Origin of the sequence: Bacillus sp. Leaf49, assembly GCF_001426125.1 — a bacterium.
GTDB classification, from domain to species: domain Bacteria; phylum Bacillota; class Bacilli; order Bacillales; family Bacillaceae; genus Bacillus; species Bacillus altitudinis.
Genome location: NZ_LMRK01000022.1, coordinates 140,969 through 155,363 on the forward strand (window position 1 = coordinate 140,969; position 14,395 = coordinate 155,363).

A 14,395-nucleotide genomic window follows, 5' to 3' on the forward strand; every position below is an offset into this window, starting at 1 on the left:
ACTTCCAGGCTTTTTTAGATGTGCAGTGTTTGCTTTAATCGGCGTACACCTTCTTGAATCATGGCTTCATCCGTACAGGCAAAGCCAAGCAGCAACCCTTTCCTTTTGCTTTCATAACAATAGGGGCTTAATGGATAAATGCCGACACCTGCCGCTTGTGCGGCCTCAATCGTGCCTTGTTCATCAAAGTCTGATGTTCCTTCTAAAAAGACGTGAAGGCCTGTATCGGTTCCATATAAACGGAAGTGTTTGTCAAAGTGATGTGTCAAAAGAGCATCCATCATCGCTGCCTGCCGTTTTTTATACACCTGTCTCATCCGCCTGACATATCGCGTAAACTCTCCTTCTCTGAAAAAAGAGGCAAGAGTGATTTGCTCCATGATCGGCAGCTGTCTTTGAATAAGTGATTGCAGTGCAGCGATTTCTTTGATGACTGCTTTGGAGCCGATGATGGCAGCAAGGCGGATGCCTGGTGCAAGTACCTTGGAAAAACTGACAATATAGATCACATGATCGGGTGCTTCTGAAAATAAAGAAGGAAGCGGTCCGCCATGATAACGATAATCCCCATCAAAATCATCTTCTAATATGTAAGATTGATGCCGCACAGCAAACTGCAGCAGCTCCCGTCTTCTATTGACGCTCATACAGACACCGGTTGGCCGCTGATGAGAGGGCGTTACAGCGATCAGCTTTGTACGTTCTGGCAATGTATTCACCATCATTCCTTCTTCATCGACTGGTGCGGGGTAAATAGTCATTTCGCGATGTAGAAAGGACAACCTAGCTCCAGGAAAACCAGGATCTTCAACAGCGACTGTATCTCCTTTTTTGAGCATGACTTGTGAAATCAAGTCAATGGCTTGCTGTGTGCCCCCTGTTAACACCATTTGGTCTTCTTCTATATCAATGCCGCGTTCAACCGATAAGTATTGGCGAATTTCTGATCGCACTTCCCATAATCCGTGCGGAGAAGAATAGCCCCAATCCTTCATATTTAAGCGCTGTAATGCTTTTAGAAGCGAGCGTTTCCATATGTTTTGAAAATGGTCATCGATGGCTGGTTCTTGATGGCGGAAATCAATCTCAAGTGTTTCATGAAATTGATTGGCCGAGAGCCAGTGATCCATTTGTTTTTCAGCCTCGTCAAAGTGAGGTCTTGTCGGAAGTGCAAAAGGCGGTTCGTTTTGATGTGGGGGAGAAGCAGCATAGTGATCACTTGAAATGACCTTTGTCCCGCCTCTTCTAGAGGTGCTGACATAGCCTCTTGCCAGCAGTTCATCATAGGCAAGCTGTACGGTGGATCGAGATACGTTGAGCTCTTGTGCTAATACTCTTGTCGGAGTCAACTGATCATCAGGATTCAGTGTGTTTGTATGAATTTTTTGAATGATGCCATTGACGATTTGCTGCCAGAGCGGGGTAGAGCTGGAACGGTCTAAATGAATGTACACAGTGCACCTTCTTTCCTTTGTCATGTCATCATTGATGATGACATGGAATTATGGACTGGTCAATAGCTTCATTTTTGGATGTGGGAAGAAATCCAAATGATGTGTACACTGGTTCATATCATTTACACAGAGGAGAGAGTCCCATGATTCCTGCATCAAAAGAAGAAACAGCACAGCTATCTATGATTCCGTTTGTGTTCGTTTTATTTAGCCTTTTTATGATTACAACAGCAGTGAACCTGCAAGTCCCTCTTTATACGGAATATGCAGAGCAGGCAGGATACGGAAAGGCGTCAACAGCCCTTGTGTTTGCTGCGTATGTTTTCGGACTGATTCCAGTATTATTGTTACTTGGCGGCATGTCTGACCGGGCTGGACGAAAACCGATTTTATTGATCGCTCTTTGCTTTTCATTATGTGCCACCCTGCTCATGATCGTGCAGCCGACCATACAAATGCTCTTTGTCGCCCGGCTGCTGCAAGGAGTGGGACTTGGGTTAAGTGTTGGCACATGTACTGCCTACTTGATTGCTTTATATCCAGAGAAATCGGGCTGGATCCCAACGTTTATCGCATTATGCAGTTCAATTGGATTTGGAGGAGGTGCTCTTTTTACAGCGATTCTTTCTTTTGAGCGAGTGTCACTGACGCCTCTTAGCTATTGGATTGTGTTGGTCTTGATCATGTTGACGATTGTTGCTGTATTCTTTTTGGTGCCGCCTGTACAAGGGGATGCAAGTAAACCGCTCATGAACATGCCGAGGTTTCCAAAAGGAACAATGCCTGCCAACTTAGCCATTGCTATCGCATGGTCTGTGTGCGGTCTTGTCATTTCGATTTTGCCAGCACAGCTTAAATTAAATGGCTATGAATTGTGGGTAGGCCCGGCGCTGTTTTTTATTAATATGGCAGGTGTTCTGATGCAGCCTTTTGTCCGAAAGATGAATAGCAGTGCAGCGCTTCGTATCGGTTTTATTTGTCTTCCGTGCGGATATGGCCTGCTGTTATTCGGTGCTAATAGCGGGTCCATTTTCCTTGTCCTTGCTGGAACTCTTTTAGCGGGCACAGCTTGCTATGGATTTACTTACTTAGGCGGTCTCCAGCTGATTGTTGAGAAAGGGAAGAAGGAAGCGGCTAGAGCCGTTGCTGGATATTACTTGTTTGCGTATCTAGGTCTTGGCATACCAAGTGTGTTCGTTGGTCTCTTTGCTGATATGTACGGTACTCAGACAGTGTTAACGCTCTTTTTCATGCTCGTGCTGGCAGCCTGTCTGATCTTGTTTAGTTTAAGTTTCAGAGAGAGGCAAAAGTGAAATGGATTCTTTCTCTTTCCTCTCCAATTCGTTTAAAATAAAGACAGAAGAGGGGGAGGAAAATGAAAAAAGTACAGCTAAATGGAGCGATGTGCAGATCACAAGAGGAGCTTCATGATCAACTAAAAACAGTGTTACAACTTCCTGATCATTACGGGAAAAATCTTGATGCCCTTTGGGACTGTTTAACAGGAGAAGTGAGCTTGCCTGTAGAGCTTACATGGATTCATTATCAAGCAAGCAAAGACGAGCTTGGTGATTATGCAGAGAATTTGCGGCAGTTATTTCAAGAGGCTGAAGAGGAACTGCAAGGGCAGTTTCAATTGAATATTGAAGTGTAAAAAAGCAGCTGATCCTAAAAGCTGTTTTTTTATGCAGTTTTCACCCTTTCTCATTCTACTATTGAATATTTCACTAAATATGATAATATATGAACTGCCGTTAATTGATAATGATAATCATTTGTGGCAGAGAGCTTGATAGAAAGTGTGAACCCTGTATGAAGTTGTACCAATTAAGTTTGTTGTTTGTGTGTTTGGCATGTGCGTCGCTGTTTGTCGGAGTACAGGACCTGTCTCTTTTACAGTTGTTTCATCTATCAGATGAACAAATGAACACCTTATTTTCAAGTCGCATCCCGCGGCTGATGAGTATTGTGCTTGCTGGCATGAGCCTGAGCTTATGCGGTTTTATCATGCAAAGCATGACGAGAAATAAATTTGTCTCTCCAACGACTGCAGGAACAATGGATTGGGCCAAGCTGGGTATTTTAACCGCTATGCTTGTTTTTACACAGGCAAGCCCGCTGATGAAAATGGCGATTGCGTTTTTATTTACGTTAGCTGGCAATCTATTATTCTTAAAAATTCTACGCCATATTAAGGTGAACGATACGATCTACGTACCGTTAGTCGGCTTAATGTTTGGCGGAATTGTTAGTTCAATTTCCACGTTTATAGCCTATAAATATGATTTGATCCAAAACGTATCCGCATGGCTGCAAGGGGATTTTTCTCTTATTGTTCAGGGGCGTTATGAACTGCTCTATGTGAGTGTTCCTCTATTGATCATCGCGTATTTATATGCTGACCGCTTTACAGTGGCTGGTATGGGTGAGAGCTTTGCCGTCAATTTAGGTTTAACGTATAAACGTGTCATGGCAGTTGGTTTGGTGATTGTTTCGATGATTACTTCTGTAACGATTTTGACTGTTGGCATGCTACCTTTCCTCGGCTTAATCATTCCGAATATTGTATCGATCTACCGAGGGGATCACTTGAAAAAGAGCCTTCCGCATACGGCTTTATTAGGGGCCATTTTTGTGCTCATATGTGACGTGCTCGGACGAGTGATCATTTATCCATATGAAATATCTGTCGGGCTTATGGTCGGCATCATTGGAAGTGCGATCTTCCTGTACATGTTATTAAGGAGGAAGCGCTATGCATAAGAAACGAACATTATTTCTCATTGCAGCCATTGCAGTCGTATTCGTTGTCATCTTCGTCACCTTTCAAATGGGGTACTGGGAGTACACAGTGCCGAGCCGTTTAAAAAAGGTGCTTGCCATGACTTTGACAGGAGGCGCGATTGCCTTTTCCTCTGTTGTGTTTCAAACATTGACCAATAACCGAATCTTAACGCCAAGCATTTTAGGGTTAGACGCGCTTTACTTGTTTTTGCAAACGGCAATTATTTATCTTTTTGGATCGACCAATTTGATGATCGCGAATAAGAACCTGAATTTCTTTCTCTGCGTTGGATTAATGATTCTGTTTTCTGTGCTGCTCTATACGGTCATGTTCAAGCGCAAAAACAAGCATATTTTCTTACTCCTGCTTGTCGGGATTGTGTTTGGAACATTGTTCAAAAGTCTTTCTTCCTTTATGGAAATGCTCATTGACCCGAATGAATACCAAGTCGTACAGGACAAGTCCTTTGCCAGCTTTAATCACATGAACACAGATATTTTACTCTTCGCTTCTCTTTTATTTGCGGCACTTTGTCTTTATATATGGACCTTCCGCGCGAAATTAGATGTCATGTCGTTAGGAAAGGAACAGGCTGTGAATCTCGGGATTGACTATGACAGGATCACAAAAAAGATGCTGATCGTCATTGCCGTCCTTGTTTCTATTGCGACGGCCCTCGTCGGCCCGATTACGTTTCTTGGCTTACTCGTTGTAAATGTGGCAAGAGAGCTGTTTCGTACATATCGGCACACGTACTTGCTATTAGGCTCGTTTTTCATTAGTGTCATTGCGCTTGTAGGCGGGGAATTTCTTGTGGAAAAGGTATTTACGTTTCAAACACCGCTTAGTGTGCTAATTGATTTAGTCGGCGGACTGTATTTTATTTATCTACTTTTAAAGGAGAGTCGTTCATGGTCGTGATGAAGGGAGTCAGTAAGACATATAACGGAAATACAGTGCTTCACGAAACAACTGTCAGTGTAAAAAAAGGACAGCTGACTTCTCTCATTGGTCCAAATGGCGCAGGCAAAAGTACGCTTTTGTCCATCATGAGCCGCCTGATTCAACCTGATACTGGGGAAGCTTATTTAGAGGACAAACCTTATCGTGCCTACTCTCCTCAGGAGCTTGCGAAAAAAATGAGCATCTTGAAGCAGTCGAACCACATGAGTGTGCGCCTGACCGTTCGTGAGCTTGTCAGCTTTGGCCGCTTTCCTTACTCTCAAGGCCGCTTGACAAAAGAAGATGAGAACATGATTGATGTGTCGCTTCAATACATGAGACTCGTCGAAATCCAGCATCAATATTTAGATGAACTAAGCGGCGGACAAAGGCAGAGAGCCTTTATTGCCATGGTGCTGGCTCAGGATACGGATTATATTTTCTTAGATGAGCCTTTAAATAATTTAGATATGAACCATTCAGTTGAAATGATGAAGCTGTTTCAGCAGCTCGTGAAAGATCTTGGAAAAACGATTGTTGTTGTTCTCCATGATATTAACTTTGCATCTGTCTATTCAGATCACATCGTCGCCTTAAAAGAGGGTCAGGTAATCAAAGAAGGAAGCGTTGATGAAGTGATTCAAACAGAAGCACTTGAACACATTTATGACATGCGCATACCGATCGAAGTCATTCGTGGTGAGCGTATTTGCTTATATTTTTCTTGAAAAAATGAAGAGGTGATCAATCATGAAAAAATGGATTTGGATGATAACAGTATTAACAGCGATTGCTGTCCTTGCTGCCTGTGGTAACCAAGGAAAAACAGCGGGAACGAATGAGGAAACCGTAACAGTAAAGGATATGTTGAATAAAGACGGTGTAAAAATCAAGAAAAACCCGAAAAAAGTCGTCGTCTTTGATATGGGAAGTCTCGATACACTTGATAAGCTTGGTGTCAACGTGACAGCCTTACCAAAACAAGTGATTCCTCACTATTTATCTAAATATGAAAGTGACAAATATGAGAATGTTGGCGGCTTAAAAGAGCCAGACTTTGAGAAAATTGCAGAAATCAAGCCTGACTTGATCATTATTCAGCACCGTCAAGCAGATGCATTTGATGAATTTTCTAAAATTGCTCCGACGATTTATATGGATGTAGATAATGCAAACTATATGGATTCATTTAAAAAGAATGCTGAAACATTAGGAAAGATTTTTGATAAGGAAGACCAAGTCAAAAAAGAACTTTCTGCTATTGATCAAAAAGTAGATGCATTAAAGAAACAAGCAAAAGAGTTAAAGAAAAATGGTCTCGTCATCATGGCGAACGACAGCAAAATGACGGCATTTGGTCCTAAGTCAAGATATGGTCTGATCCATGATGTATTTGGCATCACACCAGCAGATCAAAAGCTAGAGCCATCTGATAAACATGGACAAAGCATTTCGTATGAGTATATGGTCAAAACGAACCCAGATTACTTATTTGTCGTGGATCGCGGCGCGGCAATTGGAGAAGAAACGTCTGCGAAACAACTTGTTGAAAATGATTATGTGAAATCAGTCAAAGCGGTTAAAAACAATCATGTGGTGTATTTAAACTCTGACATGTGGTATTTAGCAGGCGGCGGCCTTGAATCATTGAATGCGATGATTGATGAAGTGAAAAAAGGAATTGAACAAAAGTAATGGATGAAAAGTTGCTCCTATCGAGCAGCTTTTTTATTGTGGATACATAAAAATATGTTGCATGCAGGAAACTTTCATCAAAATATGTTATAGTGGAACCTCATTGTGAGACTAAGATAGAGTGAGGGTTCGGAAAGGATGAAGGAGAAAACAAGATCAAAAAGAAGGCTAAGACCTTGGGTGAAAGTCGTGCTGTTTATCATGGCATTTGTCATGATCATGGCAGTATCTGTCACAGGATACGCATACTATAAAATTTCAAAAGCGTCGAATAAAGCGCAAGTATCTTTAGAAAGAGGAGAGACCTCGCAAAAGCGTGTGAAAGCTTTTGATCCAGGAAAGGATAGCTTTTCGGTGCTGCTCTTAGGGATTGACAGCCGTCCAGGTGAAACGGTAGACGAAGCAAGAAGTGATGCGGTCTTACTGGCGACGGTGAATCGAACAGACAAAACGATGAAGCTCCTAAGTATTCCTCGTGATTCTTATGTTGATATACCGGGGAGAGGATATGATAAAATTGCTCACGCCCATGCGTTTGGGAGTGCAGATTTATCAGTCAAAACGGTAGAGAATTTGTTAAACATCCCGGTAGACTATGTGATTGCAGGAAACTTTAAGGCGTTTCAAGACATTGTCGATGAGCTAAATGGAATTGACGTAACGATTGAAGATGAAGGCATTGCAAAACAAATGGAAAAGGATTCAAAAGGAAAAGTTCATGTGGAAACAGGCACGCATACGCTCAGTGGTGAAGAAGCATTAGCGTTTGTGAGAACGAGAAAGGCAGATAGTGATCTCATGCGCGGAAAGCGCCAAATGGAAGCACTTCAAGCCATCTTTGAAAAATCAAAATCCATTTCTTCCATACCGTCTTATGACAACATCATTGATACACTTGGGGATAACGTCTCCACCAATTTATCCATGAAACAGTTGATCGGTCTATTCCCTTTACTGAGTTCATTAAAATCAGTGGATACCATCCAGTTAAAAGGGCACGATTACCAGCCTGGGAATGTGTATTACTTTGAGTTAGATGGACCAGAATTAGAAGAAGTGAGACAAGAGCTGAGAAAACAGCTCGAATTGTCATAATGGAGAAAGAGCCTGCCGCTGTGGCAGGCTTCAGCGTGTAGACAAACCCTCGCATTCTTTGTCAGTCCTGCGTGCTGGTGCTCACGAATGCCAAATTCGCTCCGCGCCAGTACTCGTCCTTCCTAGGGCTGCAAAGGTTTTCTATCACGCTGAAAAGATGACAAAGGGCTAAAATAAAGTTCATTTTAGCCCTTTGTCAACAATCTGGAGCCTGCCACTGTGGCAGGCTTTTTTTAATAATAGAGGGTTGCAGGCATCGTTGGGTACCACACACCATTTAAAGCAAGCGCCCAGCCATACACCTTTTGACCTGATTCAATCTTGTCCTTTACCGAAGTGAGCGCTTCGTATGAAAAGACTTGATAAGCCTGTCCGGTTTTTTTAGCGACAATGACCGATAGAATATTGTCATTGAATACACTTGGCTCTTCGTCCGTACTCGTCCAAGCAATTCGATTATAGTAATTCATGTTAAAAGGATTTTCGAGTGCTTTCACTTCAAACTTCACTCGTTTTCCAACGATAGAAACCGTTGTATAGGCTACACTTGTTATTTGTGCAGATGCTGCTGGGGCTTGTTTTCCTGTTTGCAGTGGTTCTAATGCTGACACTGTGCTTGGCACAAGTAATCCTGCTGCTAAGGTGAGTGCTGTTATTTTTTTGAACATGAGTTGGAACCTCCTAATTTTTGGTATAACAATCAATTCGCCAAAAACTGAAGAGTTCCTTCTATAAATGTAAAATATAACCATATTATTTTCCTGAATGGAGGAAATAATGGGTGAGCATTTCCTCTACACGATGACGTATACGGGGATTAAAATATTTATGCTTTTCTTCATAGCCATTGATCAGAAATAAATATGTCGTAAATCCTTCATCGTGTTCAATTTGCTGTACGTTCATTTTTTCTTTACGTAACTGTTGTTTCAGTTGATAAAGGGCTTTTTGTGCTTCTTTTAATGAAGAGGTGACTAGCTGAATATATGGTTCATTTAGTTTGAATGTTTGATGTTTTTTAAGGTACGTCAAATCACGATTGAGGATGGAGATGACCATTGGAAGAAAGATGGCCTGTTCCATCATCTGAAGCTGTACGCTTGATAATCTCGTCATGTCCATGCCTGCTTTCTTTATTTATAGAACATTTGTTCTTATTTATTATATCGGATGAGTTAAAAAATCTCAAGGGGGGCTGAGAGGGATTCATTTGTATATTTTTATGTTTTCCATGTAAAATGAAAGATAGACAAACCTTGAAGGAGTCAAACAAGTTGCCATTATTTCTTTCTATATTTACTCATGAAAATATCACATCATTTTTTGAAAGCTACAAGGCTTTTGGACCCATTGTGGCTATATTACTCCCTTTAATAGAAGCATTTCTACCGTTTTTACCTCTCGTGGCATTTGCGGTGGCCAATGCAAATGCTTTTGGGCTATGGGAAGGCTTTTTATTGACCTGGATTGGTGCAAGTGCAGGGTCTATCCTTGTCTTTTTACTGATCAGAAAATTTGGACAGATGAGGATGCTGAACTTTATTAGCAGACACCCTTCTATTCAAAAGCTAATGCTTTGGGTTGAAAAGCGGGGATTTGGTCCGTTGTTTATTTTACTCTGCTTTCCTTTTACACCATCTGCTGCCGTTAATGTCGTAGCAGGTCTATCAAGAATCAGCGTCTGGCAGTTCTCATTAGCTGCTTTATCAGGGAAGTGTGTCATGCTCTTTATTATTAGTTTTATCGGCTATGACATCTCAGCTTTAGTAAAGAATCCGTTAAGAAGTGTTTTTGCGGTTCTAGTCATTGCTTTATTATGGTATGTTGGAAAGAGAGTAGAAAATAGGTTGAATATACGGATGAGTCAGCGTGAGGACAAAGGAGGCTCTTAATGAAAAAGAAGCCATTGCTATGGTTCATGATTATTACATGCATCGTCTTGTTGTTCCAAGTAAAGAATTTCATGTTTGTCACGTACAAAGTAGAAGGGGTTAGTATGGACCCGACATTTACAGATGGAACAGAATTATTAATTAACAAGTTCTCGCCAAAACTCACGAAAATTAGCCGGTTTGACTATGTGTTATTTCATGGCCCTAAAAATCAAATCTTGATCAAACGGGTCATTGGACTTCCAGGAGAAACAATCAAATATGAAGATGATCAACTATTTGTTGATGGTGTAAAGTGGAAAGAGCCGTATTTAAAAGAGCAGAAAAAACATAAAATGGGCAACGTCCTAACAGGTGATTTTCAGCTGAAAGCCATCACCGGTCGTCAGAACATACAAAACAATCATTACTTCGTGATCGGAGATAATCGAATACATAGCTTTGACAGCCGGCATTTTGGAACGATCTCAAAGGATCAAGTAGTCGGTGTAAAAAGGAATCATGATGAATAAAAAAGAGCCGCTCTGCTTATGCAAAGCGGCTCAGCGTGTAGACAAACCCTCGCATTCGTTGTCATGTCTGCGCTCCAGTGCTCACGAATGTCAAATTCGCTCCGCTCTGGTGCTCGACCTTCCTAGACTGCAAAGGTTTTCTATCACGCTGAAAAGAAGACAACGGGCTAAAATCAACATCATTTTAGCCCGTTGTCAGACCATCTGAAAGCCGCTCTTTTTATTTAGCGGCTTTATAATCAGTCTGTCTTTTTGCCCAGACATGATGTAAGAAACGAAAAAACGGTGGCAGCATGGCGATGACCAAAATAATTCTAACGACTTGTACAGCCACAACAAATGTGGAATCCTCATGAAGTGTAACAGCTGTTGTGGCCATTTCTGCAATACCGCCAGGCGAAAAAGCAAGAATGGCCGTAATGACAGAAATACCTGTTATTTCTGCGATGGCAATTGAACTGAGAACGGTCGCAGCAATCAATCCGGCTGAGCTGACGACGGCCACAATCAAGGTATTTTTTAGCCCGACAAACATTTGTTTATTCATTTTTGACCCGATGGTTGCCCCTAGAAATACCTGTGACGCAATGTTCGCTTGGGCTGGCCAGTAAGGAATCAAATCATGACCTGTCAAGGCGCCTGCCCCTACTTGGAGAGCCGCCACACCTAACATACTGCCGATGAGCCAAGGGGCGGGAAAGTGAAGACGCACGGCTAGGCGTGACATCATCCATGCCCCTAAAATGAGTGCAGCAGTCCAAGAAATGTTTGATATTGTGAAAACGCCTGATGAGAAGGCGCTGCCTTGGGCGACTACCACATCTGATTGGCTTTTTGTATTTAAATAAAATACCGTAAATGGAATGGTCAGTACGACCATTAACACACGTATCGTTTGTACGAGACTCACTACAGCTGTATTAGCTCCAACCTCTTGGGCGATGCCAGGCATAGCGGAAAGACCGCCGGGGGCAGTGCCGACAAAGCTGGTCAGCATATCTGTTTTACTCAGCTTCCATAAAACAAACCCGGAGAGCATGGCTAATAAAATAGAAAAGACGAGCATGAAACTCACGGGAAGCCAATTTTCAGCGAAAATGTGAAGGACTTTCATGTTCATTTTTTGTCCTAGTTCGATTCCGAGAATGAATTGACCAAGGAGTAGCCATCTGCTGTGAATACGTAAGGTATTCTTTCCTTTACGCTGAAACAGGGCGGGACGGCGCAGGGCAATAAATGCAGCTGTCATTAATGTGCCAATCATCCAGCCGATAGACATCCCTGTTAGAGACAAAAGGAATCCACCTAAACCGCTTACCGCAATCAAAATGAGATCGGTTCGAAGGCTGTTTCCTTGCTTCATCACGTATAAACCTTCTTCCTGTATATTTGTTCAGTAAGTGAAATGTTGTTATCTTCACTATAATACAAAAGTCTCTATAAATAAAATACGAATTTTTTTAGTATTTTCATAAGATTATCTTATGGTTAACTCTGTTAGAAAAGAGATTTTTTTGATATAAATGACATATAATTTTTTCAAAAACAAATACAATATACAACGATTTTCCCCTATTTTTGTTATCTGTTGACTATCATTTTCAATTACACTACAATGCTTAGTGTGAGGTGATGACATGAAAATTCCTTCTTTTAAATATAACGAAAAGGGATTGAACCGCTTTTTCGGTCCTTTAGAAGGAAGGATTATGGAGATCCTTTATCAAGGTGAGGATATGCCGATTAAAGAGGTACAGCAGAAGCTGTCAGATGAGAAGCCAATTAATTTCAACACGGTCATGACGGTACTCAATCGATTAACCGAAAAAGGAATTGTGGAAAAGAAAACAAAAGGGCGTTCATCTATCTATAACCCTGTTTTAACAAAAGAAGAATTTCTAAATGAGCAAACGAAATGGATTACTCAAGGACTGATGGATGATTTCGGCCCCCTTGCAGTCAATCATATGGTGGACGCAATTGAAAGTGCTGATCCTGAATTACTGAAGGTACTCGAAGCAAGGCTTGCATCCAAAAAAGAGGAGAAACGACATGATTAAAATGAAGTCGAGTCTGCTGTTTTTAGGCGGTATATTGATTGGCTTAGTGATCTTTTACCAGATGGGCTATTATGTACTCTCAAGCTTTTTTGGCTGGAATCAAGCATATAACCTGATCCATGTATGTCAATCTGTTCTCGAATTTTATGGATTCACTCCTTTAAAGTATTTTCTGGATGCGTTCGTCTTGTATACGCTTGGTTTTGCCGTTTTCTATATGACAAAGCAGGTCAGAAAGTATCTTCATTTCAAAAGAAATATGATGATGGCAGTCGATCAACATTCAACGCAAAGTCTATCAGACAATTATAGAAATGAGATCATTGTGTTTCATTGCCATGAACCGCTTGCTTTCGCAATGGGGATGCTTCGGCCAAAAGTGTATCTCTCAACAGCGCTTATAGACATGCTGGATGAAGGGGAAATCGATGCTGTTGTCTATCACGAATTACATCACAAATACAGCTACGATCCTTTAAAGACTTTCGCTTTCTCTATGCTCACAAAAGTGATTTGGTACATTCCTGTGTTAAAGCATATGAGACAAAGTTACTCCGTTTTTCGTGAAGTCATTGCAGATGACTATGCCATTCAGCAGACAGGGACTGAGCTTGGAGTAGGGCAAGCCCTTTTGAAACTCATTAAAAATAGAACCCAGTTTCAAAAACAAACGAAATTTGCCGTGTCCTTTGGAGACCGAGCATTGAATTTAAGAATCCAAAAGATCTTAAACCCAACATACAACATACCGTTCAATGTACCACTTATCCCAATTGTGACATCAACCATCCTCATGCTGGTCTTAATGATTATGCTCAACTTAAATTACTAATTTTTTTTACGAATGAACATTACATGATGTAGTGTAAAAATGGGAGGAAATCACTATATGAAAACAAATCAAGAAATAGGAACACTTTTTGTACGCGTCATCTTAGGCATTATTTTCTTTTTACATGGGCTTCAAGCATATCAAGGTGGACTAGGAGGCACTGCTGCATTTTTTGGTCAAATTGGTGTCCCAGAATTTATGGCCTATATTGTCAAAACAATTGAACTGGTTGGTGGAATTGCCCTGATTCTAGGTTTAGGCACACGTCTTTTCGCAGCTTTATTTGTGCCAATTATGGCTGTAGCCATTATCACAGTTGGTTTTGCAAGAGGATTTGTGGGCGGTTATGAATTTGAACTTTCTTTAATGGTCATGGCGCTTTACTTGACACTTAGTGGCAGCAAGATGCTATCGATTGATGGATTGTTAAAACAACAGCAGCAAAGCAATGAAGCAAAATTTCATTAAATAACAAAAAACTCCTTCTGCGATTTGTAGCAGAGGAGTTTTTTTATGGTCAAAAGGTCGTTTTATCATTAAAAAAGGAAAAGCGAAGAGGCGTTTTGATGATGACAGCCCTTTATTTAACATATTGAATGAGCAAAAAAGCAATTTCATTTTTTGACGGAACATACGATCTCCTATTAAAATAGGGGTAACTAAGAAACATGGTGCGTTAAAAGATATAGAAACCAGACGGCATGCTGCTGTTCATCTTGAGCAATACGCTTCATTAATTCCTTTGTTCCTTGATCACGGACATAGTCTGATACCGTTAAGTAAAAATCGACTGTTTTTTGTTCGTCTTTAAAGGCAAATAAGAGACCTTCCCTAAATTGGTCTGGACAAGGCTCTGTTATGCTTGGTTTGTGGTTTTTACCAGTCAAAGAATAGTATAGCTTTGTAAATAGCTGATAATGTCTGACTTCATCCTGACGTATTTCTTGAATGATTTTTTTTGTTTCAGGATTTTTTGCTTTTTGTGCAAGTTTTTCATAGCATTGGATCGCAGAATATTCGCCATTGATGGCCTTTTCAAGGTCTGCAATGATCCTTGTGTTTTGGCGCATGTCATATGGCGAGTAGTCATAATAACCGTAATACATGATATTGCCAGCCTCCTTTTAG

At 41.1% G+C, this 14,395-nt stretch carries 17 protein-coding genes; 12 read left to right on the forward strand and 5 right to left on the reverse strand.

The genetic code is table 11. The features are described 5' to 3' along the window. Positions 1 to 14: 14 nt before the first annotated feature. On the reverse strand, positions 15 to 1,454 hold the full coding sequence (pdxR, locus tag ASG46_RS15395; RefSeq protein WP_056705124.1) for a MocR-like pyridoxine biosynthesis transcription factor PdxR: 1,440 nt from the start codon (positions 1,452 to 1,454) through the stop codon (positions 15 to 17). A 143-nt stretch (positions 1,455 to 1,597) separates the two neighbouring features. Between pdxR and ASG46_RS15400 the strand changes: the two genes are divergently transcribed. The 7 genes from ASG46_RS15400 (at position 1,598) to ASG46_RS15430 (ending at position 7,971) form a co-directional block, all read left to right on the forward strand. After that, positions 1,598 to 2,767 (forward strand): MFS transporter, encoded by a 1,170-nt coding sequence (locus ASG46_RS15400; protein WP_048002568.1) that lies wholly within the window; start codon positions 1,598 to 1,600, stop codon positions 2,765 to 2,767. Between the two features lie 62 nt (positions 2,768 to 2,829). Next, entirely contained in the window at positions 2,830 to 3,108 is a 279-nt protein-coding gene (locus ASG46_RS15405; RefSeq protein ID WP_025207101.1) for a barstar family protein, read from the forward strand. Positions 3,109 to 3,266: 158 nt separating this feature from the next. Beyond that, positions 3,267 to 4,217 carry an ABC transporter permease gene (locus ASG46_RS15410; RefSeq protein ID WP_017366964.1) on the forward strand — a complete coding sequence of 317 codons (951 nt, stop codon included), beginning with the start codon at positions 3,267 to 3,269 and terminating at the stop codon, positions 4,215 to 4,217. Beyond that, a complete protein-coding gene (locus ASG46_RS15415) occupies positions 4,210 to 5,160 on the forward strand; it encodes an iron chelate uptake ABC transporter family permease subunit (RefSeq protein WP_008348643.1) in 951 nt (316 codons plus the stop codon). Before ASG46_RS15410 ends, ASG46_RS15415 begins: the two co-directional genes overlap by 8 nt. Next, a complete protein-coding gene (locus ASG46_RS15420) occupies positions 5,151 to 5,909 on the forward strand; it encodes an iron ABC transporter ATP-binding protein (RefSeq protein WP_056705126.1) in 759 nt (252 codons plus the stop codon). The genes ASG46_RS15415 and ASG46_RS15420 overlap by 10 nt, the downstream gene beginning before the upstream one ends. Before the next feature lie 22 nt (positions 5,910 to 5,931). Further along, entirely contained in the window at positions 5,932 to 6,876 is a 945-nt protein-coding gene (locus tag ASG46_RS15425; RefSeq protein WP_025207104.1) for a siderophore ABC transporter substrate-binding protein, read from the forward strand. A gap of 138 nt (positions 6,877 to 7,014) precedes the next feature. Next, entirely contained in the window at positions 7,015 to 7,971 is a 957-nt protein-coding gene (locus tag ASG46_RS15430; RefSeq protein ID WP_056705127.1) for an LCP family protein, read from the forward strand. 233 nt (positions 7,972 to 8,204) lie between these two features. Here ASG46_RS15430 and ASG46_RS15435 read toward each other — a convergent pair whose 3' ends face one another. Next, the gene (locus tag ASG46_RS15435; protein WP_039167431.1) at positions 8,205 to 8,639 is read right to left on the reverse strand and encodes a hypothetical protein; all 435 of its coding nucleotides are present in this window, start codon (positions 8,637 to 8,639) and stop codon (positions 8,205 to 8,207) included. 85 nt (positions 8,640 to 8,724) lie between these two features. Continuing rightward, positions 8,725 to 9,087 (reverse strand): hypothetical protein, encoded by a 363-nt coding sequence (locus ASG46_RS15440; protein ID WP_017360224.1) that lies wholly within the window; start codon positions 9,085 to 9,087, stop codon positions 8,725 to 8,727. Positions 9,088 to 9,245: 158 nt separating this feature from the next. Here ASG46_RS15440 and ASG46_RS15445 point away from each other — a divergent pair, with 158 nt between their 5' ends. Further along, positions 9,246 to 9,863 (forward strand): TVP38/TMEM64 family protein, encoded by a 618-nt coding sequence (locus ASG46_RS15445; RefSeq protein WP_017366969.1) that lies wholly within the window; start codon positions 9,246 to 9,248, stop codon positions 9,861 to 9,863. Next, the gene (gene lepB / locus ASG46_RS15450) at positions 9,863 to 10,375 is read left to right on the forward strand and encodes a signal peptidase I (protein ID WP_007499139.1); all 513 of its coding nucleotides are present in this window, start codon (positions 9,863 to 9,865) and stop codon (positions 10,373 to 10,375) included. Before ASG46_RS15445 ends, lepB begins: the two co-directional genes overlap by 1 nt. A gap of 220 nt (positions 10,376 to 10,595) precedes the next feature. Here lepB and ASG46_RS15455 read toward each other — a convergent pair whose 3' ends face one another. Beyond that, positions 10,596 to 11,738: an AbrB family transcriptional regulator gene (locus ASG46_RS15455; RefSeq protein WP_024720016.1), complete on the reverse strand. Its 1,143-nt coding sequence runs from the start codon at positions 11,736 to 11,738 to the stop codon at positions 10,596 to 10,598. Positions 11,739 to 12,012: 274 nt separating this feature from the next. Between ASG46_RS15455 and ASG46_RS15460 the strand changes: the two genes are divergently transcribed. From ASG46_RS15460 to ASG46_RS15470, 3 genes are read left to right on the forward strand one after another with little or no spacing between them, the layout of a single operon-like run. Continuing rightward, on the forward strand, positions 12,013 to 12,435 hold the full coding sequence (locus ASG46_RS15460; protein WP_007499135.1) for a BlaI/MecI/CopY family transcriptional regulator: 423 nt from the start codon (positions 12,013 to 12,015) through the stop codon (positions 12,433 to 12,435). Next, positions 12,428 to 13,267: a M56 family metallopeptidase gene (locus ASG46_RS15465; RefSeq protein ID WP_025207106.1), complete on the forward strand. Its 840-nt coding sequence runs from the start codon at positions 12,428 to 12,430 to the stop codon at positions 13,265 to 13,267. The genes ASG46_RS15460 and ASG46_RS15465 overlap by 8 nt, the downstream gene beginning before the upstream one ends. Positions 13,268 to 13,324: 57 nt before the next feature. Beyond that, the gene (locus tag ASG46_RS15470; RefSeq protein WP_008348626.1) at positions 13,325 to 13,735 is read left to right on the forward strand and encodes a DoxX family protein; all 411 of its coding nucleotides are present in this window, start codon (positions 13,325 to 13,327) and stop codon (positions 13,733 to 13,735) included. A gap of 191 nt (positions 13,736 to 13,926) precedes the next feature. Here ASG46_RS15470 and ASG46_RS15475 read toward each other — a convergent pair whose 3' ends face one another. Continuing rightward, positions 13,927 to 14,373, reverse strand: a complete 447-nt coding sequence (locus ASG46_RS15475) for a ferritin-like domain-containing protein (protein ID WP_056705129.1) — start codon at positions 14,371 to 14,373, stop codon at positions 13,927 to 13,929. Between the last annotated feature and the right edge of the window lie 22 nt (positions 14,374 to 14,395).

What these genes read in the sequence shown, in the direction of transcription:
- lepB (WP_007499139.1), top strand. Translation starts at nt 9,863, where the DNA reads ATGAAAAAGAAGCCATTGCTATGGTTCATGATTATTACATGCATCGTC.
- ASG46_RS15440 (WP_017360224.1), bottom strand. Translation starts at nt 9,087, where the DNA reads ATGACGAGATTATCAAGCGTACAGCTTCAGATGATGGAACAGGCCATC.
- ASG46_RS15470 (WP_008348626.1), top strand. Translation starts at nt 13,325, where the DNA reads ATGAAAACAAATCAAGAAATAGGAACACTTTTTGTACGCGTCATCTTA.
- ASG46_RS15430 (WP_056705127.1), top strand. Translation starts at nt 7,015, where the DNA reads ATGAAGGAGAAAACAAGATCAAAAAGAAGGCTAAGACCTTGGGTGAAA.
- ASG46_RS15420 (WP_056705126.1), top strand. Translation starts at nt 5,151, where the DNA reads ATGGTCGTGATGAAGGGAGTCAGTAAGACATATAACGGAAATACAGTG.
- ASG46_RS15415 (WP_008348643.1), top strand. Translation starts at nt 4,210, where the DNA reads ATGCATAAGAAACGAACATTATTTCTCATTGCAGCCATTGCAGTCGTA.
- ASG46_RS15475 (WP_056705129.1), bottom strand. Translation starts at nt 14,373, where the DNA reads ATGTATTACGGTTATTATGACTACTCGCCATATGACATGCGCCAAAAC.
- ASG46_RS15400 (WP_048002568.1), top strand. Translation starts at nt 1,598, where the DNA reads ATGATTCCTGCATCAAAAGAAGAAACAGCACAGCTATCTATGATTCCG.
- ASG46_RS15435 (WP_039167431.1), bottom strand. Translation starts at nt 8,639, where the DNA reads ATGTTCAAAAAAATAACAGCACTCACCTTAGCAGCAGGATTACTTGTG.
- ASG46_RS15465 (WP_025207106.1), top strand. Translation starts at nt 12,428, where the DNA reads ATGATTAAAATGAAGTCGAGTCTGCTGTTTTTAGGCGGTATATTGATT.
- ASG46_RS15455 (WP_024720016.1), bottom strand. Translation starts at nt 11,738, where the DNA reads ATGAAGCAAGGAAACAGCCTTCGAACCGATCTCATTTTGATTGCGGTA.
- ASG46_RS15460 (WP_007499135.1), top strand. Translation starts at nt 12,013, where the DNA reads ATGAAAATTCCTTCTTTTAAATATAACGAAAAGGGATTGAACCGCTTT.
- ASG46_RS15405 (WP_025207101.1), top strand. Translation starts at nt 2,830, where the DNA reads ATGAAAAAAGTACAGCTAAATGGAGCGATGTGCAGATCACAAGAGGAG.
- ASG46_RS15425 (WP_025207104.1), top strand. Translation starts at nt 5,932, where the DNA reads ATGAAAAAATGGATTTGGATGATAACAGTATTAACAGCGATTGCTGTC.
- ASG46_RS15410 (WP_017366964.1), top strand. Translation starts at nt 3,267, where the DNA reads ATGAAGTTGTACCAATTAAGTTTGTTGTTTGTGTGTTTGGCATGTGCG.